Genomic DNA, 23,686 nt, shown 5'->3' with positions numbered 1-23,686 from the left:
TTCACCCGGGTTCGTTACCCGGCTTCCACTTGATGCCGCAGCCGAGTGACGGGCGCTGCTGCTCCGGCATCGGCTCGCCGTCGAGCAGGGCGTCGATGGCGGCCCGCAGCGACTCGCCGGTGACCGGCACGTCGTTGCCCGGCCTGGAGCCGTCGAACTCGCCGCGGTAGGCGAGCCGGAAATCTCCGTCGTAAAGGAAGAAGTCCGGCGTGCAGGCCGCCCGGTAGGCCTTGGCCACCTCCTGGGTGTCGTCCAGCAGATACGGGAACGAGAACCCCGCCCGCGCCGCCTGCTCCGCCAGGTGTGTCGGGTCGTCGTCGGGGTAGTTCACGCTGTCATTGCTGCAGATGGCCACGATCGACAGTCTGGCGCCGTAGTCCCCGGCCAGCGCGCCGAGGCCGGCCTCGATGTGCCGCACGTACGGGCAGTGGTTCGACAGGAACGCCACGAGAGTGGCGGGAGAACCCTTGAGGTCTTCGAGTGAGACGCTGCCGCCGCTGATGGCGGTCAGGTCGAAGGCGGGCGCGGGAGTGCCGAGCGGGACCATGAACGAGTTGGCAGCCATGGCATCCATTCTCGTCTGAGAGGGGTTCAGAGTAATGGGCGGTATCGCGAAGTTCCGAACCGTTGTGGTGGACTGTCCGGATCCACGGGCTCTGGCGGACTTCTACGCCGCCTTGCTGGGCTGGCCGGTCACCTCGGTGGAGGACGACTGGGTCGTGGTCAGCGACGGCGGGCCGCCCAAGAGGCTGGCGTTCCAGCTCGCGCCCGACCACCAGCCGCCCGCCTGGCCGGACCCGGACCGCCCGCAGCAGTTCCACCTCGACGTGACGGTCGACGACCTGGACGAGGCCGAGGCCCAGGTGATCAAGATCGGCGCGACCAAGCACGCGCACCAGCCCAGCGAGGAGGACGACTTCCGCGTCTTCCTCGACCCGGCCGGCCACCCGTTCTGCCTCTGCCGCGACTGAGCTGGGTCGTTGGACGGGTTCGACCTGGACCACCGGCTGGGGTGACTCGGGTTTTGTGCCGGTCTGCTTCGGGTCACCGGGTTGGTCTGCTCCGGGTCGCCGGACCGATTCGGCCTGGGCTCTTGGGCTGGTCCGGACTCGGAACTTTGGGCCGGTCTGCTCTGGGTTGCCGGGCCGGTCTGACTGGTGCCACCGGGCTGGGCGAAGGGGACTGCTCCCGGCCCGGGGGAGTGGCCGGTCCCGCTTCCACGGCGGGGCCGGCCATCGGTCGGTGGGGTTGCGCGGGGTGTGCGCCGGGCTCGCCGGTCGGTGAGCTTTGTCAGGTGGGCTGCCGCGCTGGTCGGCGGGGCTCGACCTCCTGCCAGCCCGAACCCTGCGGGACCGGCGGCCCGCGGGTTCGACCTTCCGCTGACCTGAATCCTGCGGGACCGGCGGCCTGCGGGTTCGAGTTCCTGCCGGCCTGAATCCTGCGGGACCGGTCACCTGTGAATCCGGATCTCGCGGATCCAGCCTCTGCGGGCCCGGGCGCCTGGTTCGGTTCGCGCCGGACCCGCACATTCGGGCGGGACCCGCAGGTCCACGTGGTCAGCCGCCGATGGGGTGGTCGGCGGGAAGGGTCATTCGTCGGTGGATGACTCGTCCGCGCTGGTCACCTCAGACGAGGCCCCGCCTGGCAATGCCTCGGGGCCGGAGGCGAGGGCGCCGCCGATGGCGCCGATCGTGTGGGTGAGCCGGACTCCGGAGCCGTCGCGGCGGCCGATCTCCTCCGGCAGCGGCACCGGCTTGCCCACCGCCGAGACCGCCTTGGCCGGAGCCGGGCCGGCCCAGGCCAGCAGCAGCTCGTCCTCGCCCTTGAGGAAACGCTGGGCCCGCACGCCACCCGTGGCCCGCCCCTTGGCGGGGAACTCGGCGTAGTCGGACACCTTGCCGCCGCCCACCTGGGTGCCGGGCAGCGCCGTGGAGGAGCCGGCCACGGTGACCACCTGGGCGGGACGCTCGGGGTCGACCACGCCGAACCAGATCACCCGGGCGCCGTCGTCGAGCCGGATGCCGGCCATGCCACCCGCAGGCCGGCCCTGGGGGCGTACGAGAGCGGCGGAGAAGCGCAGCAGCTGGGCGTCGGAGGAGATGAATACCAGGTCATGGGCCTCGGACACCAGCTCGACGGCCCCCACCACGGTGTCGCCGTCCTTGAGGGTGATCACTTCGAAGTCGTCGCGGTTGGCCGGATAGTCGGGCACCACCCGCTTGACCACGCCCTGCGCGGTGCCGAGCGCGAGGCCGGGCCCGTCGGGGTCGAGGGAGCCGAGCCCGATCACCTTCTCGTCGGGCTGCAGGGACACGTATTCGGACACCGGATGCCCGCCCGACAACGACGGCGGGTTGGCCGAGGGCGGCAGCGTCGGCAGGTCGACGACCTGGACGCGGATCAGCCGGCCCAGCGAGGTGACCACGCCGACCTCGCCGCGTACGGACGTGCGCACGACGCTGACCAGCACGTCGTGGGCGGTCCGGTCGCCCTCGCCGGGCAGCGGCGTGGCGTCGGGGGTGCGGGCCAGCAGGCCGGTCGAGGAGAGCATGGCCAGGCACGGGTCGTCGGCCACCTGCAGCGACGTCACCGGGGTGCGGGCGACGCCGGGCGCCTCCAGCAGGACGGTGCGGCGCGGCGTGCCGTATTTCTTGGCCACCTCGGCCAGCTCGCCCGAGACGACCTGGCGCAGTTTGGTCTCGGAGGAGAGGATCTCGGTGAGCTTGGCGATCTCGTCGCTCAGCGTCTCCTTCTCGCGGTCGAGCTCCAGCTTGTCGTAGCGGGTCAGGCGGCGCAGCGGCGTTTCGAGGATGTAGGCGGCCTGGATGTCGGTGAGGTCGAACACCTCCATCAGCCGGGCCCGCGCCTGCGCGGAGTCGTCCGAGGAACGGATGACCTGGATGACCTCGTCGATGTTGAGCAGCGCGATGATCAGGCCGTCGACCAGGTGCAGGCGCTCTTCACGCTTGCGCCGCCTGTACTCCGACCTACGCCGCACGACCTCCAGCCGGTGGTCCACATAGACCTGCAGCAGCTCACGCAGCCCGAGCGTGCGCGGCTCGCCGTCGACGAGGGTGACGTTGTTGATGCCGAACGTCTCCTCCATCGGCGTCAGCCGGTAGAGCTCCTCCAGCACCGCCTCGGGGATGAAGCCGTTTTTGATCTCGATGACCAGTCGCAGGCCCTTGTGCCGGTCGGTGAGGTCTTTGAGGTCGGCGATGCCCTGGAGCTTCTTGCTGGTCACCAGCTCCTTGATCTTGGTGACCACGCGCTCGGGGCCGACGTTGTAGGGGAGCTCGGTGACGATGATGCCCTTGCGCCGCGGCGTGATCTGCTCGATCTCGCACTTGGCGCGCATGCGGAACGTGCCACGACCGGTCTCGTAGGCGTCGCGCACCCCCTGCAGCCCGATGATGGAGCCGCCCGTCGGCAGGTCGGGGCCGGGGACGTATTTCATCAGCTCGTCGAGCGTGGCGTCCGGCTTCTTGATCAGGTGGCGGGCGGCGGCCACGACCTCGGTCAGGTTGTGCGGCGCCATGTTGGTGGCCATGCCGACCGCGATGCCGCTCGTGCCGTTGACCAGCAGGTTGGGGAACGCCGACGGCATGACGACCGGCTCGGTCTCCTGGCCATCGTAGTTGGGCTTGAAGTCGACGGTGTCCTCGTCGAGCGAGTCGACCATGAGCATCGCCGCCGGGGCCAGCCTGGCCTCGGTGTAACGCATGGCGGCGGGCAGGTCGTCGGGCGAGCCGAAGTTGCCGTGGCCGTCGACCAGCGGCAGGCGCATCGAGAACGGCTGCGCCAGGCGCACCAGGGCGTCGTAGATCGCGCTGTCGCCGTGGGGATGCAGCTTGCCCATCACGTCGCCGACGACGCGCGAGGACTTGACGTGGCCGCGGTCGGGGCGCAGGCCCATCTCACTCATCGAGTAGAGGATGCGCCGCTGCACCGGCTTGAGGCCGTCGCGCGCGTCGGGCAGGGCGCGCTGATAGATCACCGAGTAGGCGTACTCGAGGTAGCTCGCGCGCATCTCGGAGGAGACGTCGATGTCGACGATCCGCTCCTCGAAATCCTCAGGTGGGGGTGCAGTCGTGCGTCGGGCCATCTTGTGCTGCGCGGCTGCCTCGGCCGTCGCGCCGAGGGGAAGCGCATCCTCCTTCTGTACTCGAGCAGTAACCGTAGCCGTCAGCCCGCTGGACAAGCGTCAGATCGGCGTGTGGGGCGTCGACAGAAGCGCGTGCGGCCACGGACCGGCAGGGATCGCGACGTGTCCGCCCCTGGAGATGATGGCATGAGCCAGGGCTCCAGTGGCGTATCCATAGTGTCGCTCAAGCCTCGACCGGCCGAGGCGGGGAGAACCGTAACGATCTGTCTGTCTTCGAGGATACGGCCCGCTGGTCACGTACGGATCCTAGCGGCCTTCCCTCGTTTATCGCAAACGTGTTCGATGCGCGACGGCGAGCTTGACCAAGCAATTGCTTGGTCTTACCGTTCTGCTCATGGGTTCCCCCTGATTACGGAGGCGTCATGATCGAGTTTCATCCCGTGACCAAGCACATCGGCGCCGAGGTCACCGGGGTCGATCTGCGCAAGCCGCTGTCGCAGGAGGAGGTCGTCACCCTGCGGGAGGGGTGGCTCAAGCACCACGTGCTGTTCTTCCGCGACCAGCACATCGACGACGAGCAGCACGTGCAGTTCGCCCTCAACTTCGGCACGCTCAACCACCCGGCCTTCAAGAAGGACTCCAGCAGCCCCATCCACGTCCTCGACCAGACCTCGCCCAAGGGTGAGGGCGGGGACGAATGGCACAGCGACAACACCTTCGAGCCGACACCGCCGATGGGCTCACTGCTGCGCTGCGTCCAGCTGCCCTCCGTGGGCGGAGACACGTGCTGGGCCAACACCCACCTGGCGTACGAGACGCTCTCGCCTCCCATCCAGCGGCTGTGCGACGAACTGACCGCCGAGCACGACATCACGATGTCGATGAAGAAGGCGATCTCGAAGGGGCATCCGTTCGACCTGGCCGAGATCCAGGCGAAATGGCCGCCCATCGTGCGTCCCGTGGTGCGCGTGCACGCGGAGACCGGCCGCAAGGCGCTCTTCGTCAACCGCGCCTCGACGACCCGTCTCATCGGGCTGAGCGACCGGGAGAACGAGGCGCTGCTGCCGTTCCTGATCGACCACATCCGCTCGCCGGAGTTCCAGCTCCGGCTGCGGTGGCGGCCGGGCACACTCGCCTTCTGGGACAACCGGCCGACGCAGCACTACGCGGTCGCCGACTACACCGAGCGCCGCCGGATGCATCGCGTCACGATCAATGCTTTCCCCGAGCATGCCGACAAGATCTAACAAAACCATCATCTTTTACGGCGTGGCCAACGTCACCGCCACCCACCGCACATGGCTGAGCGCCTCCAGGAAAACGCCCTCTGAACCCGCACAGGGCGGGCCGCCGTCACGTGCGCATTGTGGGCCGCCCGCGTGGCAACCAGCCCACCAAGCGGATGCGGTAACGCATGGCCGACGTCCGCGTGGTCATCAGTTGACCACGCGGGAGGCCCACAGAGCGCACGTCACGGCGGCCCGCCCCGTGAACCGGAGGAGCGTTCCCCTGGACGGGGCCCGGCCACGTGCGGCGGGTGGGGCCGGCTCCGCGCAGCCGTAAAGGATGAAGATGGTTGTAGAGGCAGTCATCGCGGAGAGAAAGCCGCGACAACGACAGCCATTGGGGAGTATTTGGTCGGGGGGAGCTGGTAACAAAGAGGCATGATTGAAGCCCCCGATGCCGCGATGCTGCGGGAAGAGGCCGAGGAGCGCCTGCGGGCGCTGGCCGGCGAGCACGCCGTCCTCCGCGACGACCAGTGGGCCGCCATCGAGGCCCTCGTGCTCGGCCGCCGCAGGGTGCTGGTCGTGCAGCGTACCGGCTGGGGCAAGTCGGCCGTCTACTTCGTCGCCACCGCGCTGCTGCGCGAGCTCGGCGAGGGCCCCACGGTCATCGTCTCGCCGCTGCTGGCGCTCATGCGCAACCAGATCGCCGCCGCCGAGCGGGCCGGCATCAGCGCCGTCACGATCAACTCCGCCAACCCCGAGGCGTGGGAGGAGATCTACGGTCAGGTCGCCGAGGGCATGGTCGACGTGCTGCTGGTCAGCCCCGAGCGACTGAACAACCCCGACTTCCGCGACAACGTCCTGCCCGAGCTGGCCGAGAGCGCAGGCCTGGTGGTGGTCGACGAGGCCCACTGCATCTCCGACTGGGGTCACGACTTCCGCCCCGACTACCGCAGGCTGTCCACGCTGTTCGCGGAGCTGCCGCCGGGCATCCCGGTGCTGGCCACCACCGCCACCGCCAACGCGCGCGTCACCCGCGACGTGGCCGAGCAGCTGCGCCTGCCCGCCGAGCTGCGGCCCGACGGTGACGACACGCTCGTCCTGCGCGGGCCGCTTGAGCGCGAGAGCCTGCACCTGAGTGTCGTCCGCCTGCCCACCGCCGAGCAGCGCCTGGCCTGGCTGGCTCAGACGCTGCGCGAGCTGCCCGGCTCCGGCATCGTTTACACCCTCACCGTCGCGGCCGCCCACGAGATAGCCGGTTACCTGCGCGAACAGGGGATCGAGGTGGCCGCCTATTCTGGCCAGACCGAGCCGTCAGAGCGGCTGGCCGCCGAGGACGCGCTGCTCGGCAACCGGATCAAGGCGCTGGTGGCCACGAGCGCGCTCGGGATGGGCTTCGACAAGCCCGACCTGGGCTTCGTGATCCACGTGGGCGCGCCGCAGTCGCCCGTCGCCTACTACCAGCAGGTCGGCCGGGCCGGGCGCGGCGTCGAACGGGCCGAGGTGATCCTGCTCCCCGGCACGGAAGACCGCGACATCTGGGCCTATTTCGCCTCGCTGGCCTTCCCGCCCGAGCCCGTCGTCCGCACCACGTTGCAGACTCTGGAAGAGCGCGGCCTCATGTCCACCCCCGCCCTTGAGACCGCCGTCGACCTGAGCCGCAGCCGCCTGGAGATGATGCTCAAGGTGCTCGACGTGGACGGCGCCGTCCGCCGGGTCAAGGGCGGCTGGGAGGCCACCGGGCAGGAGTGGGCCTACGACGGCGAGCGCTACGCCCGCATCGCGGCCGAGCGCGGGGCCGAGCAGCAGGCCATGCTCGCCTACCTGACCACGACCGAGTGCAGGGAGCAATACCTGCGCCGGCACCTCGACGACGACACCGCCGCCCCGTGCGGGCGCTGCGACAACTGCACCGGCCGCCACCGTTCCCCGGAGATCGCCGCCCAGGCCGTCGAGACCGCCCGCGAACGCCTGAGCAGGCCCGGCGTCGAGATCGAGGCCCGCAGGCAGTGGCCGACCGGCCTGTCCGACCTGTCCGGGCGGATCAAGCCCGAGCTGGGCGCCGAGCCCGGCAGGGCGCTCGGGCGGCTGACCGACATCGGGTGGGGCAACCGGCTGCGGGAGCTGTTCGCCGGGGACGACCAGCCGGTGGCCGACGACATGTTCGCCGCCGTGATCAAGGTTCTGTCGGCCTGGGACTGGGGTGCGCGGCCTGTCGCCGTGGTCAACGTTCCTTCGGCGACGCGACCCAAGCTCGTGCGCGGGTTCGCCGAGCGGCTGGCGCAGGTGGGGCGGCTGACATACTTGGGCGAACTGGGCTATCGGGCCGGGTCGCCGGGGCAGCAGTTCAACAGCGCCAAGCGGGTGCAGGCGATCAGGGGCACGCTGGCCATGCCGAAGGACCTCGGTGCGGCCGTCGCCGGTTGCGGCGGGCCGGTCCTGCTGGTGGACGACCGGGTCGACACGGGCTGGACGATGACGCTGGCGGCGGCCCTGGTCCGCCACGCGGGCGCTCCCGCCGTGCTGCCCCTGGCCCTCGCCGTCACCAGCTGACCCTCGTCTCACGGCGCGCCGTCACGCTGAGAACGGGCGCCGTGGCGCGGTGGGCCGTCGTGCGGTGCCGAGCGTCAGGAGCCGGTGCCTGGGGTCAGGAGCTGGTGCAGGCCTCAGGAGGCGGTGCTCACGCCGATGGTGGTCAGGTCGTAGTCGGCGTAGATCGGGCTGACGTGGAGGTCGGTGGCTTGGGCGCCGCGCAGGAGCAGCGAACGGCGCCAGGTCAGCGGCACCAGCACCGCCTCACCGGCCACCCGCCGCTCGGCCTCCGCCCACAGCCCGGCCCTGATCCTCGGGTCGAGCTGGCTCGTCGCCCGGTCCAGGACCGCGTCCACGGTCGGCAGCCGGACGCTGACGTTGAACGAGAACTCCTTCTCCCTGATCCGCCTGCTGTCCACCATCTCGGGCAGGAACGAGTACGGATCAGGCCAGTCGTAGATCCACGCCTTGGCGATGAGCCCCACCTGGTTCTTCTTCAGGTAGTCAGGGCTGCCGCCCTTGGACTGGTGGAACTCCGCGACCGGCGCCGCCTCCAGCGACACCTCGATGCCCACCTCGGTCAGCGCGGCCTTGACCGCCTGCGCCACCGCCGCCTCCTGGGGCAGATCGCGGTAGAGGTACTTGGCCGGGAAGCCGCCGGCCCTGCCGCACCTCGCCAGGTCCTGCCGGGCGGCGGCCGGGTCGCCGTCCGCCGTCAGCCCGGGGACGGCCGCGTGCTGCCCGGGCACCGTGGGTGGCACCAGCGACGTGGGCACCTCGTCCGCCAGCGGCAGGTCGGCCGCCCGCACGGCGTTCAGGTCGAGCGCGCGCACCACCGCGCGGCGGCAGTCGGGCCGGTCGAACGGCGGCACCTGGGGGTTGATCGCCAGTACGCGCACGGTCGTGATCGGGGCGTCGGCCTGGGCCTTGCGCGCGGGGTCGCCGAGCACCGCCGCGATCTCGCCGTCCGGGACGAGCGGCCCCACCTCGGCCTCTCCCGCCTTGAACCGGTCGGCCGCCTGGGCCGCGTCCATCCCGTAGGTGAGCTCGAAGCGGTCGGGCAGCGCCGTGCGGTTGGGGTCGGACTCGGGTGACCAGTTGGGGTTGCGCTCCAGGACGACGGAGTTCTCCGCGACCCGGGCGAACCGGTACGGACCCGACGAGACCACCTTGAGCTTGTAACCGTCGCGCGTGTCCTTCGCCTTCGGCACCGGGATCGTCTCGGGCAACTGGACGAGGTGGTCGAACGTGGCGAACGGCTCCTTCAGGTGGAACACGATCGTGCGATCGTCCGGCGTCTCGATCGCGGACGTGGTGACGGCGGTGGGGGACTTGTAGGGGCCCTGGTAGCCGGCGGGCAGGTCGAGCATGAGGTCGAAGTAGCTGGTGCCCTGCTCGAAACCGGAGTCCATGCTGCGCAGCACCGCGTACGCGACGTCGGCCGAGGTGATCGGCGTCCCGTCCTCGAACTTCAGGCCCTGCCGGAGCGTGTAGGTCCAGGTCTTGCCGCCGTCACTCGGCTTGCCGAGCGATTCGGCCAGGTCGGGCACGATCTGCGTCCCCGCCGCGCCCGGGGCCGGCTTGAACATCGTCAGCGCGCGGCCGTAGAGGCGGACCATGTTCCACGACTGCGTCATGTACATGTCGGCCGGGTCCGTGGAGTCCAGGGCGACCGCCGACGCCAGGCGGACGGTGTCGCCCTTCTTGCCGGACGGGCGTACGACGGAGGTCAGCGCGCTCCCGTAGGCGACAGGGCCGGGCGTCGTCGTGGTGGTGGCGGCGGTGCGGTCGTTGAACTGGACGACCATCCAGGCGACCAGCCCCACGACCACCGCCGTCGCCGCCGCGCCCGCCGTGATCAACAACCCCCGCCGACCCCGCCGCCCCGGCCCGGTCGGCCCCGTCCACCCCCGCCCCGGCGCGCCGCCGCCGACCGGTAAGTCCTGGCCCGGTAAGCCTTGGCCCAATAGGTCCTGGCGCGGTAACTCCTGGCCGGGTAAGTCCTGCCCCGGTAAGGGGACAGCCGTGAAGGCGGCCGGATCGGCGAGCCGGCGCGTCCCGCCGGAGGTGGCGAAGCCGTCGCCCGCCGCCCCACCCGGCGGCGCGGGGGCGTGGTCGCCCACCGGCCCACCAGGGACGGCCGGTGACGCGCCCGCGGAGCGGATGAGTTCGTGCATGAGCTGATCGGCCGTAGGCCGCCGCTGAGGGTCCTTGGCCAGCGCCGCCCACAACAACGGCGCCAGCGCCTCGGGAACCCCCGCCAGGTCGGGCTCCCCGTTCAGGATCCGGTGCATCACCACCGGCAGCGCCCCGAACCCGAACGCCCCCTGCCCCGTCGCCGCGAACACCATCGTCCCCGCCCACGCGAACACGTCGCTGGCCGGCTGCGCGTCCCCGAGGAACTGTTCGGGCGCCATGAACGCCGGCGTCCCGACCACGCTGGAAGTCATGCTCTGGCTCACGTCGAGCGCCCGCGCGATGCCGAAGTCGATCACCCGGGGCCCGTCCGGCCCGAGCAGTACGTTGCCCGGCTTGAAGTCGCGGTGCACCACCCCGGCCCGGTGGATCGCGGTCAGCGCGGTGGCGGTCGCGATGGCCAGCCGGATCAGCGCCTGCCCGCGCATGGGCCCTTCCGCGCTCACGTGGCGCTGCAGGGAGGGCCCGTCCACGTACTCGCCGACGATGTACGGTCGCCCGTCGGCCTCGCCCACGTCGAGCACCCGAGCCGTGCAGAACTCCGCCACCCGCCGCACCGAGTCGGCCTCACGCAGGAAACGGCGGACCGCGCGCTCGTCCTCGGTGAACCTGGCGTGCAGCAGTTTGACGGCGACCCGCTCACCGGTCGTGGGCGAGGAAGCCAGGTAGACGCTGCCCTGCCCGCCCTCGCCGAGGAAGCCGGTCAGCCGGTAGGGCCCGATGGAAGCCGGGTCGCCGAAACGTAACGGGCGCACGCCGGTTATCACGCTCCTCACCTACACGCTAGGCGGATCTTCCACGACAGCGCCGGTCGAAGACCGTCAGAACGGCGGCCGAGCGCCCAGATGCATGATCGCCTTGGCCGCGAGCCGGTTGCCGGAGGCCAGCGCCTCGTGCGGCGGCTTGCCCTCCAGCCATGGCGGCAGGAAGCCGGCGCAGAACGCGTCACCCGCGCCCGTGCCGTCGACGATCTTGTCGACGGGCTCCGCGGCCACCCGCACCGGGTCGGGGCGGCCGTTGCTGTACCACAACGCGCCCTCGGCACTCATCTTGATCACGACCTGCGGGAACCACGCGGTGAGCACCTTGGCGGCCGACTCGGCGTCGTCGCGGCCGGTCAGCACCTTCGCCTGGTCGATGTTGGCGAACAGCAGCTTGGCCCCGTTGGTCCATTCGAGGAACGGCTCGGCCCCCGTACGGTCCAGCGGCGCGGACGAGGCGCAGTCGACCGAGATCGACATGCCGTTGTGCCTGGCCATGTCGAGCGCGGACAGACCGGCGTCGCGCGAGCCCTCGTTGATCAGCGTGTAGCCCGACAGATGCAGATGGGTGCCCTGCGTGAACAGGTCACGCGGCAGGTCCTCGGGCGACAGAGCGGCGTTGGCACCGGGGTCGGACAGCATGGTGCGCTCGCCCTTGTGCGTGACGAGCACCACGCAGGTGCCGGTCGGACGCTCAGGATCCATGACAAGCCGGGCGTCGACGCCGTAGCCCATCAGCTCCATGTCGCGGTTACGACCCGTGATGTCAGCGCCTCTGCGGCCGATGAAGGCCACCTCGGCGCCCTCCACGGCGAGCCAGGACGAGATGTTCGCCCCTGAGCCGCCGCCGTGCATCGTCACGATCGCCGGGGTGTCGCTCGCCCGGGCGAGTGCATAACGGGCGCGAGCGACCGCGTCGGTCATGAGATCGCCCACCACGACGACCCGCGTCATGATGTCACCACCTTGCTGCCTTCAGAACGAGCCTGGCCAACGGCTGAAACGCCACGGCAAAACTAACAGCTTCCGGGCTGCCCGTGGGGCGTACGCCGGACACGGGGTCGCCTTCGATGCACAAGCGTTGCCCAACCGCGCCCCCGGTCTTGGCATGTGGGATGCAGGTTTACGCTCGTGAATGTGGAGGCACAATATCCGGCCCATTGGGAAGCCGACGTCGTTCTGGCCGACGGCGGCACCGCACATGTCCGCCCGATCAGGCCCGCCGACGCCGACCGTCTCCGCTCGTTCTACTCCAGACTGTCGGACGAGTCGATCTATTTTCGCTTCTTCGGCCCCAGGCCCCGGCTGTCCGACAGGGAAGTCGAGCGGTTCACGAACGTCGACTACGTCAACAGGGTCGCGCTGATCGCCACGATCGGCACCGAGATGGTGGCCGTGATCCGTTACGACAGGACCGCTCCGGGCGAGGCCGAGGTGGCCTTCCTCGTCGAGGACGCCCACCAGGGCAGGGGAGTGGCCTCCGTCCTGCTCGAACACCTGGCCGCCACGGCACGCGAGCACGGCATCGAACGCTTCATCGCCGACGTGCTGCCCGCCAACATGCGCATGACGGGGTTGCTGCGCCAGGCCGGCTACACGGCCCAGAGCCAGTTCGAGGACGGCGTCGTACGCATGACGCTCGACCTGACCCCCACCGACACCTCCGCCGAGGTCACGGCCGCGCGCGAGCACAGGGCCGAGTCCCGCTCGATCGCCAGGCTGCTCACCCCCGGCTCGGTCGCGGTCATCGGCGCCTCGCGCGAGCCGGGCGGCGTGGGCCAGACCGTGCTGCGCAACCTCCTGGCCGCCGACTTCACCGGCCCCGTCTACCCCGTGCACCGGGAGGTGCGGGCGGTGGCGGGCGTGCGGGCGTACCCGAGCGTGGGAGCCATCGACGGCGAGGTCGACCTGGCCGTCGTCGCGGTGCCGGCCGAAGGCGTGATCGACGTCGTCAAGGAGTGCGCGGAGAAGGGCGTGCACGGCCTGGTCGTGGTCTCCTCCGGGTTCGGTGAGACGGGCGCGGAAGGACGCGCCCGCCAGGACGAGCTGGCCCGCATCGCCCGCTCCTACGGCCTGCGCGTCGTGGGCCCCAACTGCCTCGGCATCGCCAACACCGACCCCTCCGTCCGGCTCAACGCCACCCTCGCCGCCACCGTGCCTGGCCGGGGGAGGGTGGGCTTCTTCAGCCAGTCGGGCGCGCTCGGCACCGCGCTCCTGCAGCGGGTGGCGCAGCGCGGCATGGGCATCTCGACGTTCGTCTCGGCCGGCAACAGGGCCGACGTCTCGGGCAACGACCTGCTGCAGTACTGGGAGGAGGACGACTCCACCGAGGTGATCCTGCTCTACTTGGAGTCGCTCGGAAACCCGCGCAAGTTCACCCGGCTGGCCAGGCGCATCTCCCGTCGCAAGCCCGTCGTCGTGGTCAAGAGCGGCGGCACCCCCTCCGGCCACTCGGCCGAGGAGCTCGGCCTGCCCGACTCCGCGATCGGCTCGCTGTTCGACCAGGCCGGGCTGATCAGGGTGGACGACCTCATCCAGCTCTTCGACGTGGGCCAGTTGCTGGCCTACCAGCCGCTGCCCGCGGGGCCGAGGGTCGCGCTCGTCACCAACTCCGACGCGCTCGGCCTGCTGGCCGCCGACGCCTGCGTGGCCGCCGGCCTCGAACCGCGCCCGCCCGTCAACCTGGGGCCCGCCGCCGGGCCGTCCGAGTTCGGCGCGGCGCTCGCCGGCGAGCTGGCCTCGCCCGACGTGGACGCGGCCGTCGTGATCGACATGCCGCCCATCCCCGGCCGGGCCGAGGAGGTGGCGGCCGAGCTGCTGCGGGTCGCCAAGGACGCCGGCAAACCGGTGCTGACGACGTTCAGGGGACATCTGGGGATGCATCCGGCGCTGCGCGTCTCAGGAGCTCACGGTACGGAGTCCACGCCGTCGCGGGGCTCGATCCCGTCATACGCGGCGCCGGAGGAGGCCGTCAGGGCCCTGGCGTACGTGGTGCGCTACGCGACGTGGCGCGCCCAGCCCGCGGCCCTGCCGCCCGAGCTGGACGGCATCGACACGACCCGCGCCAGGACCCTGGTCCACCAGGCCCTCTCCACCCCGGCCGGTGACGAGGCCGCGCCGGACGGCACCTCCTCGACCGGATCGGCGCGAGACGACACCCGGCCCGCCGGGCAGGAGCGGGCCGCTCGGTCCGGGGCGGCCGCCAGGCACGAGACCGGCCCCGGCGGGTTCGCGCAGGCGGGGCCGCCCGTCGAGATCGACGCCGCCGAGCTGCTGGCCTGCTACGGCCTGACCGTGTGGCCCGCCGAGGTCGTGGGCTCGCCGGAGGAGGCGGTGGCCGCCGCCGAACGTCTGGGCTGGCCCGTGGTGGTCAAGGTGGCCGATCCGGGAGCCTCGCGCCGGGCCGGGACCGTGCGCCTGGGGCTGACCGGCCCCGAGATGGTCCGCCACGCCTACGCCGAGCTGTCCGGCGAGCGGGTGGAGCTGGCCGTCCAGCGGATGGCGCCGCAGCCCGCCGTGCCGACCGTGGTGGGCATGATCGAGGATCCCGCGTTCGGGCCCGTGGTGTCGTTCGGGCTCGGCGAGGTGACCGCCCGGCTGCTGCAGGACCAGAGCTTCCGGCTGGCCCCGCTGACCGGTGAGGACGCCTCGGAGCTGGTCAGGTCCGTACGCGCCGCGCCGCTGCTGTTCGGCGAGTACGGCTACCCGCCCGTGGCGGTGGACGCCCTGGAGGAGGTCCTCGTACGCGTCGGCCGCCTGGCCCACGACCTGCCCGAGGTGTCCCGCCTGGACCTGGACCAGGTGCTCGTGGGGGAGTCGGACGTCATGATCCTCGCCGCCCGCGCCACCCTGCGCACCCCGGCGGGACCCCGGCTGGACGGCGGCCCTCGCCGGCTCTCCTGATTCGCCCCCAGCCTTCGTCCCCAGCATTCGCCCTCAGCGAATGCCTCGGCTGCCCCAGCGAAATGAAGGTGACCCTGTGCCCGGTGATGCACCGGCAGAAGGTGTTATAGAGCGTTATGTCCGGCGGGTGAGTGTACTGCCCGGCCCTGGCAGGATGGACCCATGAGGGAAACCCGAGTCTCAGCCGCGGGCCTGCGTGAAGCGATAGAGCGCAGCGGCTACTACCCCGACCTCGTCACCGATGCGGTCGAATCCGCGCTGGGCAAGGAGGCCGTGACGGCGTTCGTGGTGCACCACGAGGCGACCTTCGATCCCGCGATGGAGGTGCGCCGGCACGTCACCGTCCTGGTGCTGACGACGACCCGGCTGCTGGTCTGCCACACCGACGAGCACCCGGCGGTCGAGGGCGTCTCGGCGTCCCACGCCTCCACCACCACCGAGGCCGTGCGGCTGAGCCGCGTCCAGTCGGTCGCCGTCACCCGCGTCGTGCCCGACCCCGCCTCCTACGTCCCCGGCGTCCCTCCCACGGAGGTGACGCTCACCATCGGCTGGGGCGCCATCTCTCATGTGGACCTTGAGCCGGCCACGTGCGGCGACGAAAACTGCGAGGCCGACCACGGCTACACGGGCGCCATCACCGCCGACGACCTGTCGCTCAGGGTCAGCGAGGCGGCCGACGGCCCCGAGGCGGTCACCCACGTCCTCGCCTTCGCCAAGGCCCTGTCCGAGGCCACCGCCCGCGCCGCCACCTGACCCCAGCCCTCCCTCACCCCGGACGCGGCCCCCGCCCACGGCTCGCCCGCCACCCCACCACGACCGCCCCCACCGCGATCCCGCACGCCCTGCCACGAACACCCGCCACTCCGACCACCCAACCCCCACACCCCACCCGACACCTTCGACCCCTCGGGCCGCCCGACGCCCTGCGATGAACTGGGGCGCTCGACCGGATGCCCGCGACGTGCGGGGCCGCCTCCGCCCGCCGCCCGCGCCTCCAAGGGCCGCCACGCCCGATGCGCTGCGACGTCCAGGGATGCCCTGACCAGGTGTGGCGTCGTGGTGCTCGCGTCCTAGGTAGCCATGGGGCAGCGTTCACCCGTGCACACCACGCACACCCGCGTGCACTCGCGTGGGCCCAACCGGGAGCGGGCCCACCGCGACGATTGCGGCGGAACCGCGACGCGCAGGCGTAGAGAAGGCTGGCACTCTGCCGAGCCGTGCGGAGGGCAGCACCGTGCCGAGCTGTGGGGAGGGCGGCACCGGGTAGCCCCGCGTAGCGCGCGCAGGGGCGGGCACCCGGTTGGAGCTGGTGCGGAAGGGCCGGATGCGGTGCCGGGGTGCGCGGCAGGGGGTGGCGATCACGGAGGGCTACACTGAGGGGCATGCTGGTGCCGGGATACGGCGGCGGGTCGCTGGCGGATGTGCCGGGCTCGCTGATGGCCGCCCTCGGTCTGCGCGAGCCCAATGCGCTGGCCCTGGAGCCCACCGACCGGGTGTGCCTGTTCCTGGTCGACGGCCTGGGAGCCGAGCTGCTCCAGGCCCACCCCGAGAGCGCCCCGTTCCTGGCCGGGCTGCCGAGCAGGACGCTGACCGCCGGTTTCCCCGCCACCACCGTCACGAGCCTGTGCACCCTGGGCACGGGGCTGACACCGGGTGAGCACGGCATGGTGGGGATGCTGCTGGCGGTGCCGGGCGCCGGTCACCTGTTCAACTGCCTGCGCTGGAAGCTGCCCGACGGCCTGGTCATGGATCCGGAGGAGTGGCAGCCGGCGACGACCATCTATCAACGCGCCGCGAGTGCCGGGGTCGAGCCCGCCTACGTCGCCCCCGCCGAGTTCGAGAGCACCGGCCTGACCGGGGCCGTCTTCCGCGGCGTACGCTACCTGCCCGCCGACACCGTGGACGACCGCGTCGCCCGCGCCCTGGAGGCGCTGCGCGAGCGACGGCCCGCACACGTCACGGTCTACTACGGCGACCTCGACGCCACCGGCCACATGGTCGGATGGGGCGGCGAGGAGTGGCTGCGCCAGCTCGCCATAGTCGACGACATGGCGCGGCGCCTGGCCGAAGGGCTGCCGCCGGGTGCCAGCCTCTACGTCACCGCCGACCACGGCATGGTCAACGCGACCGAGAAGATCGACGTGGAGGGCACATCCGAGCTGGCCGAGGGCGTGGCGCTGCTCGGCGGTGAGGCCAGGGCGCGACACGTCTACGCCCACCCGGGCGCCGCCGAGCGGGTGCTGGAGACCTGGCGTGAGAAGCTGAGCGGCAAGGCGTGGGTGGTGTCCAGGCAGGAGGCGGTCGATTCGGGCTGGTTCGGGCCCCGTGTGCACGACGCGTGGCTCGGGCGCATCGGCGACGTCGTGGCCGTGCCCTACGGCGGCCTGGCGCTCACCGCTCCCGCGGCTCACCCCTTCGAGGCCCTGTTCACCGGTTACCACGGCTCGCTGACGGCGGCCGAACAGCACGTCCCGCTCCTGGAGGTACGCACGTGACCAGCCCGCTGATCACCCCGGCCGGACTCGCCGCGCTCGACGGCGCGACGGTGCTCGACGTCCGCTGGCGGCTCGGCGGCCCGCCCGGGGAGCAGTTCTACCGCGAGGGTCACATCGAGGGCGCCGTCTTCTGCGACCTCGACACCGACCTCGCCGCCCCTCCCGGCCCCGGCGGGCGGCACCCGCTGCCGGAGGCGGCGGACTTCCAGCGCGCGATGCGGCGGCTGGGCGTCTCGGACGGGCGGCCGGTCGTGGTGTACGACGACGCCGGCTCCACCGTCGCGGCCAGAGCCTGGTGGGCGCTGCGCTACTTCGGGCACCAGGACGTACGCGTGCTCGACGGCGGCCTGCCCGCCTGGATCGAGGCCGGGCTGCCGGTCACCAAGGAGATTCCGCAGCCGGAGGAGGGCGACTTCACCGCGCGCCCGGGAGGCATGCCGGCGTTGACCGCCGACGAGGCTTCGGCCCTGGCCCGGCGGGGCGGCGTGCTGCTGGACGCCAGGGCCGGTGAGCGATACCGGGGCGAGGTAGAGCCGGTCGATCCGGTCGCCGGGCACGTCCCCGGCGCGGTCAGCGCCCCCACCACGGACAACGTCGGCTCTGACGGCCGCTTCCTCGACCCCGAGTCGCTCAGGGCCCGCTTCGCCGCGCTGGGTGCCGGCGCGGGCGTCGAGGCAGGGGCCTACTGCGGGTCCGGGGTGACGGCCGCGCACGAGGTGCTGGCGATGGAGGTGGCGGGCCTGCCCGCGGCTCTGTACGTGGGCTCGTGGTCCAACTGGGTCGCCGACCCCACCCGCCCCGTCGCCACCGGCTGACCACTCCGGGTCTCCGGGTCTCCATCCGAACGCCGCCGCCAGGTAGAACGCCTGCTTGGGAGGACGCCCGCCCAACCCGGACGCCCCTCTAGGTCGGACGCCTACCGATTGAGACGCTGGGCGAACCAGACGCCCGCCGAACCGGACGCCCGCCAAGCCAGCCCGCCGACAACATAGGCGTCCAGCGACGCGGGCGTCAGTACAGGGGCCGGTCGCCTGCGCCGAAGCAGCTGAACCCGTACTCGCCCGTCTTCGCCGCCGCGCACGCCAGCGCCGCGTCCGGCGGTTGCCCCGCCGCCAGCAGCTCGTGGAACGCGCTCATCATCGCCTTGGCCGTCTCGTCCCCGACCGGCACCATCCCGGCGATCACACAGGACACCCCCTTGGCAAGGAACGTCCCGGGCAGCCCCAGCGGCGTCCCCTCCATCGGCGTACGCGACATCCCGGAATTGCAGGCCGACAGCACCACAAGCCGGGCCGAGTGCGTGACCTCCAGCAGGTCGTACGCCATCAGCGACCCGTCCTCCAGGGTGATCCCCGACACCAGCGGGCTGCGCGCGTGGAACATGCCGTGCGCCGCCAGGTGCACCACGTCCGCCGTCCTCAGCGCCTCCAGCACCGGCGCGATGCGTCCCGGCACCTCCCGCCCGCGGGGATGGCAGGCCAGCACATGAGCGACCTCGGCCTGCGCGTGGGCCAAGGCCGGGCCGGCCGCGGCCGAGACCAGCGGCGGCGCGGCCGGGCGTGGGCCGCGTGACCGGCGGGCCCGCAGCCAGGCGGTCGCCCCGGAGGCCACGTTGACCGGCCGCTCGCGCAGGCCGGGCAGCGCGGCCCACGGCAGCGTGTGCAGCGGGCCCACCGGCACCACCACCAGCGGCCGGTCACCCAGCTCGGCCGCCAGCGGGCGCAGCACCAGCCGTTCGAGCTCCATGGCCGCGGCTTCGACGTCGCCGGGGCGGTCGGGGCGGCGCAGGGCGTACCGCAACTGGACGATCGCCTCCTTGACCTGATGCACGCCGCCCAGCCGGCGCAGTGTCAGGCGTCCGGCCGTCACGATCACGGCCAGCAGCGCGTCCCGGTCGGCCACGTACTCGACCAGGACGCCGTCCCCCAGCTCGGTGCGGACGAGGTCGGGGTCGGTCAGGGCGCACTCGTGCGCGGGAGCGGCCACGGCCCGCCACCGCTCGGCCCACTCGAACACCTCCTTGGCGCACCCGTCGCGTACCGCCAGCTCCAGCCCGTAGGCCGCCAGCCGCTCCCCGGCCCTGGCCGCGTGGGCGCGCAGCGACGGGTCATCGAACGCCTCCACCTGCCCGCTCACCTCGGCCAGCCCGTCGCGGACCGCGCGGAAGGCGCCGGTGACGTCCTCGCGCAGCGCCGCCTGCAAGGCGAGCGCGTGCTGGCGCACCTGGGCGGGGATCTGCGCCGCCTGCGCGAAGTGCCGGGCCTGCGGCTCGGACGCGAGCGAGGTCAGCCGGGTCCCGGCAGGCGTCCGGCCGGTATCCGCCGGCGAGCGCACGGCGTCCCGCGTGAGCCGGTCGAGCTGCGTGACGGCCGTCACCTGGTCGCCGACGCTGAGCGCCGCCTCGGCCGCCGTCAGCCGCAGCGCCGCGGCTCCGGCCCGGTGGGTGAGCCCGTCCTCCTGCCCGTCCTCCTGCCCGTCCTCCTGCTCGTCCGCGCACGCGATCAGCGCGGCGACCAGCTCAGGAGTGACGGGTTCGAGGGCCAGCCGCGCGCGCAGGACGACCTCCGCGGCCAGCGGCAGCCACGACATCCGCTCCTGGCCGGCCAGCTCGCGGGCGGCCTGCTCGGCCACCTGCCTGGCGCGGTGCGGGTCCCCGGTCAGCAGCTCCACCTGGGCCAGCTTCAGCCGCGCCTCGGCCAGCGCCACGTGAGCGTCCGACGCCTCCAGATCGGGTACGGCCAGGCTCAGCATGGCCCTGGCCTCGCCCGGCAGGTGCGCGGCGAGCAGCGCCCCGGCGAAGTCGGCCCGCATGGTGGCCAGCCGCTCGGGGAAGCCGAGCAGGGTGTCCTCGGCCTCGCGGTAGTGTTTGAACGCCGCCGCCAGGTCGCCCCTGCGTACCGCGAGGAAGGGCAGGTTGGCGGCGGACAGGCGGGCCAGGTGCGGCAGCCCGGCCTGGTGGGCGATGCGCAGGCAGGCGGAAAGGTCGCGCAGCGCGGCGTCCCAGTCGCCCCGGTAGGAGTGGATGAGCCCGCGGTTGAGCAGCCCGCCCGCCAGGAACCTGCGGTCGTCGATCGTGCCGGGCGCGTCCACGAGGGCGCGCAGCGCGCGGTCGCAGGCGGCGATGGCCTCCTGGTGACGGCCGAGATGCCCGAGGGCCACGGCGCGCTGCGTGTCCAGCTTGGCCCGGTCGAGCGGCGGGAGGTAGGCCCAGGCCAGAGCGGCCACGCGGAGCGCCTGCCGCGGGTGGCCGCGCTCGGTGCGCACGGTGACGAGGGACAGCCGGGCCTGCGCGATCCGGTGGAGCGGGGCGCCGCGCGTGCCGATGGCCTCGCGCAGGTGCTGCTCGGCGGTGGCGAGGTCGCCCAGCTCGCGGGAGGCCAGCGCCATCGCCCGCAGCGCCACGGCCACCGCCTCGGCACATCCGGTACGGCGGGCCGCCGCGAGGACGACGCGGGCCGTGCGCAGGGCGTGGTCGGGATCGACCAGGGAACGCGTCATCGCGGCCTCCGCCGCCGCGACGAGCGGAGGGAGGTCGCCTGACAGGGCCGGTCGGTCGCTCATGCCGGTCTCGGTCGGTGGCCGGCACGGAGAAGGGGCGCGGCCTTCCCGGCCGTACGGCTGCGGTAGATCAAGATCGGGAACGGGCTAGGGGCGGGGCCGGATGCGTACCCAGGCCGTCTGGATGGGCGCGTGACCGGGCCGGTGGCACACGATGCTGAGCCAGCCCGGCGGCAGCCCGGTGGCGACGAAGTGGCCGGTCTGGCCGATGCGTCGGGTGAGGGTCATGTGCGGTGATCTGACATCGACGAGCGCCCCCTCTCCCGGATAGGGGGAGATGAGCCCGGCCACGTCGATGAGCCCGTCGCCCTCCGTCACCTCCAGGTCGAAGGTGACCCCGGCCGAGACGAAGCGCACCAGATGGGAGCTGTCGTCGTCGCGGACCCCGCGGATCGTGGCGGACTCGGCGTAGGCGGCGGTCACCGCCCGTGGGACCCGGAGCCGATAGGCGTCGCGGGCGGCGGCGGACACCGGGCCGGGGATCGGATCGTTGCCCGAGCTCAGCCGGAGGGCCGCCAAAAAGTATTCGTCGTTGATCATTGCGCTGTCTCCTGTAGTGAGAGCAGAGTGCGCAGTTTTTCCAGGCAGCGGGCCTTGGTCGGGCCGACGCTGCCCGTGGGCAGCCCGAGCCGGGCCGCCACCTGCTGGTTTCCCAGATCGATGGCGACCAACTGGAGGAGCGAGCGGCAGGGTTCGTGCAGGGCGGAGACCGTCTGCCAGAGCGTGCGCCGGCCGTCGGCCTCCAGGACGGCCGCGGCGGGGTCGGGATCGTCGACGATCTCGAAGGACGAGGCGCCCGGCCGCTCTTTCCTCAGGATCAGCATGGCCTCGCGCCGCACGGTCGTCGTGAGCCAGCCGCCCACCCTCGCCGGATCCCTGAGGTCGTGGAGATGCTGGAGCAGGCGGAGCCAGGCACCCTGGACGGCGTCCGCCGCGTCCGCCGGGTCCAGGCCGCACGCGCGGGCCACCGCCCACATACGCGGCCCGAACCGGTGTTCGAGCTCGTCCCAGGCCGATCTGTCGCCGTCGGCGGCGGCCATCAGCAACTCCGCGGGCTCGCGGGGATCACGCATACGGCCTCCTCTCCACCGGCACGGATTGGCGATCATGCCTCCTCGTGATTGACCGGGGACTGAGCGTAAACTCTACAGACTCGCCGGGAAGAGAACCCCCAGATCGGCAATTTCGCGGGTCTCCCCGGACTCGAGGACGCGCCTGATCCACTCCTTGGCCGGCTCGCGGGCGGCGGCCTCGGCGATGGTGCCGGCCACCAGCGCCGTCGCGAACGACGTGCCGCTCCACGCCGCGTACCCGCCGTACTCGCCCGTGTCCAGATAGCTGCTGGTCAGCCAGTCGCCCCTGGCGCACGCGTCCACCCAGGTGCCGTAGCCGGAGTAGGGCGCGCGGTGCCGCTCGGTGGCGTCCACGGCCGCCACGCCTACCACGAACGGCAGCGCGGCGGGCCAGAACGGCCGGTCGGAGGCGGTGTTGCCGGCGCAGGCGACGGTCACCGTGTTCGTCAGGCCGGCGATGGCGTCCGACAGCAGGGGCGGCGGCCGGTCGTCGAAGGTGTGGCCGCCGAAGGAGAGGTTGAGCACGTGCGGGGGGTGCTCGCGCAGGCGGTTCAGCGCGCGCACGATGCTCGCCTCGTCGCCGAGGCCGTCGCCGTCCAGCACCCGGTGCACGCTCAGCGCCGCGCCGGGCGCCAGGCGCGTGAGCAGGCCCGCGATGAACGTGCCGTGCCCGGCCTGCGAGCCCTCGGCGGCGTCCGCGTCCTCGGGGGAGAGGCGGGCGTACCAGTCGCTGCCGGACCACCACGGGTGCTTGGCCACGCCGGTGTCGAGCAGGCCCACGACGACGTCGGAGCGGGATCTGGACCGTTTGAGGCCGATCGGCTCGGCGGGGAAGGGCCTGGACGCGGGGCCGCCGAAGAACAGGGGCTGGCCGCGCAGGACGTGGTTGGGGGAGGCCCGCAGGCCCTGGTCGCGGAGTTCGGCGGTGACCTCGCAGGGGTCGGAGCCCGGAGTCAGGTGGACGACGCAGACTCCGTCCGCCTCCGAGACCGCCTGGGTCCAGCGCGACGCGGCGGCGAGGGAGGTCCGGTCCGTCAGGATCTGACCTGGGCGGATGTACGCCTCGCCGACAGATTGCATTTCCATGAGCGGTTATCTTTCCGCCGAGGGCGAACTGTCACCCGCCACTCCCGCACCAACTTGGTATGGCCCCCCTCTGGTGTCGGATTGCGACCGACGGTAGTCTCTCCCTAGTCACTTGTGATCATCCCGATACGAGGCCGTTGGGGAAGGCGCACCTCGTACCGAAACGGGAGGTCCGGTGTCTGCTCGTGGCGTCCTTTACGTCCACTCGGCTCAGCCCGCGCTGTGCCCTCACATCGAATGGGCAGTCGCGGGTGTCCTTGGCGTGCCCGTAGACCTGACGTGGACTCCGCAACCCGCCGCGCCCAACGTCGTGCGCGCACAGGCGGAGTGGGAGGGGCGGGCCGGAATCGCGGCGGGCATCGCCTCCTCCCTCATGGGCTGGCAGCGCCTGAGATTCGAGATCACCGAAGACGCCTCACCCGGCGTCGACGGCTCCCGGCATGCCTACACGCCGACGCTCGGCGCCTTCACGGCGGTCATCGGCGTGGCCGGCGACATCATGATCCCCGAGGACCGGCTGCGCGCCGCGATGATGATGGCGGCGCAGGGGCGGTGCGTGCTGGAGGACGAGCTGGACAAGATGCTGGGCAGACCTTGGGACGAGGAGCTTGAGCCGTTCAGGTACGCCGGCGACGGCGCGCCGGTCCGCTGGCTGCACGCGGCCGTCTGAGTCCGCTGGCTGCACGCGGCGCCCGAAATGCCGTATGCGCCGGACACACGCCGTCTATGCCCAAAATGTCGTACGCGCCGA

At 72.1% G+C, this 23,686-nt stretch carries 16 protein-coding genes; 8 read left to right on the top strand and 8 right to left on the bottom strand.

Annotated features, from left to right (window positions below):
- Window position 1: 1 nt before the first annotated feature.
- The gene (locus AB0C28_RS12805) at window positions 2-565 is read right to left on the bottom strand and encodes a thioredoxin family protein (RefSeq protein WP_358074158.1); all 564 of its coding nucleotides are present in this window, start codon (window positions 563-565) and stop codon (window positions 2-4) included.
- Between the two features lie 34 nt (window positions 566-599).
- On the opposite strand from AB0C28_RS12805, the gene AB0C28_RS12800 reads away from it, so the two are divergent.
- Window positions 600-971 (top strand): VOC family protein, encoded by a 372-nt coding sequence (locus AB0C28_RS12800; protein ID WP_357843631.1) that lies wholly within the window; start codon window positions 600-602, stop codon window positions 969-971.
- 617 nt (window positions 972-1,588) lie between these two features.
- Here the strand turns inward: AB0C28_RS12800 and AB0C28_RS12795 are convergent.
- Window positions 1,589-4,105 (bottom strand): DNA topoisomerase IV subunit A, encoded by a 2,517-nt coding sequence (locus AB0C28_RS12795; RefSeq protein WP_357843634.1) that lies wholly within the window; start codon window positions 4,103-4,105, stop codon window positions 1,589-1,591.
- A 422-nt stretch (window positions 4,106-4,527) separates the two neighbouring features.
- On the opposite strand from AB0C28_RS12795, the gene AB0C28_RS12790 reads away from it, so the two are divergent.
- The gene (locus tag AB0C28_RS12790) at window positions 4,528-5,352 is read left to right on the top strand and encodes a TauD/TfdA family dioxygenase (RefSeq protein WP_357843636.1); all 825 of its coding nucleotides are present in this window, start codon (window positions 4,528-4,530) and stop codon (window positions 5,350-5,352) included.
- Window positions 5,353-5,769: 417 nt separating this feature from the next.
- Complete coding sequence (locus tag AB0C28_RS12785) at window positions 5,770-7,884, top strand: RecQ family ATP-dependent DNA helicase (RefSeq protein ID WP_357843638.1); 2,115 nt, start codon at window positions 5,770-5,772, stop codon at window positions 7,882-7,884.
- 113 nt (window positions 7,885-7,997) lie between these two features.
- Here AB0C28_RS12785 and AB0C28_RS12780 read toward each other — a convergent pair whose 3' ends face one another.
- Together AB0C28_RS12780 and AB0C28_RS12775 are read right to left on the bottom strand one after the other, a co-directional pair.
- Window positions 7,998-10,814: an ABC transporter substrate-binding protein gene (locus AB0C28_RS12780; RefSeq protein WP_358074155.1), complete on the bottom strand. Its 2,817-nt coding sequence runs from the start codon at window positions 10,812-10,814 to the stop codon at window positions 7,998-8,000.
- A gap of 66 nt (window positions 10,815-10,880) precedes the next feature.
- On the bottom strand, window positions 10,881-11,774 hold the full coding sequence (locus AB0C28_RS12775) for a sugar kinase (RefSeq protein WP_357843642.1): 894 nt from the start codon (window positions 11,772-11,774) through the stop codon (window positions 10,881-10,883).
- A 183-nt stretch (window positions 11,775-11,957) separates the two neighbouring features.
- Here AB0C28_RS12775 and AB0C28_RS12770 point away from each other — a divergent pair, with 183 nt between their 5' ends.
- The 4 genes from AB0C28_RS12770 (at window position 11,958) to AB0C28_RS12755 (ending at window position 18,033) form a co-directional block, all read left to right on the top strand.
- The gene (locus AB0C28_RS12770; protein WP_358074152.1) at window positions 11,958-14,723 is read left to right on the top strand and encodes a GNAT family N-acetyltransferase; all 2,766 of its coding nucleotides are present in this window, start codon (window positions 11,958-11,960) and stop codon (window positions 14,721-14,723) included.
- A gap of 162 nt (window positions 14,724-14,885) precedes the next feature.
- Window positions 14,886-15,476: a DUF5998 family protein gene (locus AB0C28_RS12765; RefSeq protein WP_346111983.1), complete on the top strand. Its 591-nt coding sequence runs from the start codon at window positions 14,886-14,888 to the stop codon at window positions 15,474-15,476.
- 629 nt (window positions 15,477-16,105) lie between these two features.
- A complete protein-coding gene (locus AB0C28_RS12760) occupies window positions 16,106-17,218 on the top strand; it encodes a nucleotide pyrophosphatase/phosphodiesterase family protein (RefSeq protein WP_358074149.1) in 1,113 nt (370 codons plus the stop codon).
- On the top strand, window positions 17,215-18,033 hold the full coding sequence (locus AB0C28_RS12755; protein ID WP_357843652.1) for a sulfurtransferase: 819 nt from the start codon (window positions 17,215-17,217) through the stop codon (window positions 18,031-18,033). The genes AB0C28_RS12760 and AB0C28_RS12755 overlap by 4 nt, the downstream gene beginning before the upstream one ends.
- A gap of 196 nt (window positions 18,034-18,229) precedes the next feature.
- Here AB0C28_RS12755 and AB0C28_RS12750 read toward each other — a convergent pair whose 3' ends face one another.
- The 4 genes from AB0C28_RS12750 to AB0C28_RS12735 form a co-directional block, all read right to left on the bottom strand.
- Complete coding sequence (locus AB0C28_RS12750) at window positions 18,230-20,779, bottom strand: CHAT domain-containing tetratricopeptide repeat protein (protein ID WP_358074146.1); 2,550 nt, start codon at window positions 20,777-20,779, stop codon at window positions 18,230-18,232.
- Between the two features lie 84 nt (window positions 20,780-20,863).
- Window positions 20,864-21,316 (bottom strand): hypothetical protein, encoded by a 453-nt coding sequence (locus tag AB0C28_RS12745; protein WP_357843658.1) that lies wholly within the window; start codon window positions 21,314-21,316, stop codon window positions 20,864-20,866.
- Window positions 21,313-21,849, bottom strand: a complete 537-nt coding sequence (locus AB0C28_RS12740) for a sigma-70 family RNA polymerase sigma factor (RefSeq protein WP_357843661.1) — start codon at window positions 21,847-21,849, stop codon at window positions 21,313-21,315. Before AB0C28_RS12740 ends, AB0C28_RS12745 begins: the two co-directional genes overlap by 4 nt.
- Before the next feature lie 72 nt (window positions 21,850-21,921).
- A complete protein-coding gene (locus AB0C28_RS12735) occupies window positions 21,922-22,935 on the bottom strand; it encodes a S8/S53 family peptidase (protein WP_358074144.1) in 1,014 nt (337 codons plus the stop codon).
- Between the two features lie 175 nt (window positions 22,936-23,110).
- Between AB0C28_RS12735 and AB0C28_RS12730 the strand changes: the two genes are divergently transcribed.
- The gene (locus AB0C28_RS12730) at window positions 23,111-23,605 is read left to right on the top strand and encodes a DUF3145 domain-containing protein (RefSeq protein WP_357843667.1); all 495 of its coding nucleotides are present in this window, start codon (window positions 23,111-23,113) and stop codon (window positions 23,603-23,605) included.
- The last annotated feature ends 81 nt before the right edge of the window (window positions 23,606-23,686 follow it).

It is taken from the genome of Nonomuraea sp. NPDC048892 (assembly GCF_040649735.1).
GTDB lineage: Bacteria > Actinomycetota > Actinomycetes > Streptosporangiales > Streptosporangiaceae > Nonomuraea > Nonomuraea maheshkhaliensis.
Note: the sequence above shows the minus strand (reverse complement) of the source record. Positions and strands in the feature narration are given on the sequence as shown.

Excerpts from the sequence above, each read along its gene's own strand:
- AB0C28_RS12800 (WP_357843631.1), top strand. The coding sequence starts at position 600 with ATGGGCGGTATCGCGAAGTTCCGAACCGTTGTGGTGGACTGTCCGGAT.
- AB0C28_RS12735 (WP_358074144.1), bottom strand. The coding sequence starts at position 22,935 with ATGGAAATGCAATCTGTCGGCGAGGCGTACATCCGCCCAGGTCAGATC.
- AB0C28_RS12740 (WP_357843661.1), bottom strand. The coding sequence starts at position 21,849 with ATGCGTGATCCCCGCGAGCCCGCGGAGTTGCTGATGGCCGCCGCCGAC.
- AB0C28_RS12790 (WP_357843636.1), top strand. The coding sequence starts at position 4,528 with ATGATCGAGTTTCATCCCGTGACCAAGCACATCGGCGCCGAGGTCACC.
- AB0C28_RS12745 (WP_357843658.1), bottom strand. The coding sequence starts at position 21,316 with ATGATCAACGACGAATACTTTTTGGCGGCCCTCCGGCTGAGCTCGGGC.
- AB0C28_RS12795 (WP_357843634.1), bottom strand. The coding sequence starts at position 4,105 with ATGGCCCGACGCACGACTGCACCCCCACCTGAGGATTTCGAGGAGCGG.
- AB0C28_RS12805 (WP_358074158.1), bottom strand. The coding sequence starts at position 565 with ATGGCTGCCAACTCGTTCATGGTCCCGCTCGGCACTCCCGCGCCCGCC.
- AB0C28_RS12760 (WP_358074149.1), top strand. The coding sequence starts at position 16,106 with ATGCTGGTGCCGGGATACGGCGGCGGGTCGCTGGCGGATGTGCCGGGC.
- AB0C28_RS12750 (WP_358074146.1), bottom strand. The coding sequence starts at position 20,779 with ATGAGCGACCGACCGGCCCTGTCAGGCGACCTCCCTCCGCTCGTCGCG.
- AB0C28_RS12785 (WP_357843638.1), top strand. The coding sequence starts at position 5,770 with ATGATTGAAGCCCCCGATGCCGCGATGCTGCGGGAAGAGGCCGAGGAG.
- AB0C28_RS12775 (WP_357843642.1), bottom strand. The coding sequence starts at position 11,774 with ATGACGCGGGTCGTCGTGGTGGGCGATCTCATGACCGACGCGGTCGCT.
- AB0C28_RS12765 (WP_346111983.1), top strand. The coding sequence starts at position 14,886 with ATGAGGGAAACCCGAGTCTCAGCCGCGGGCCTGCGTGAAGCGATAGAG.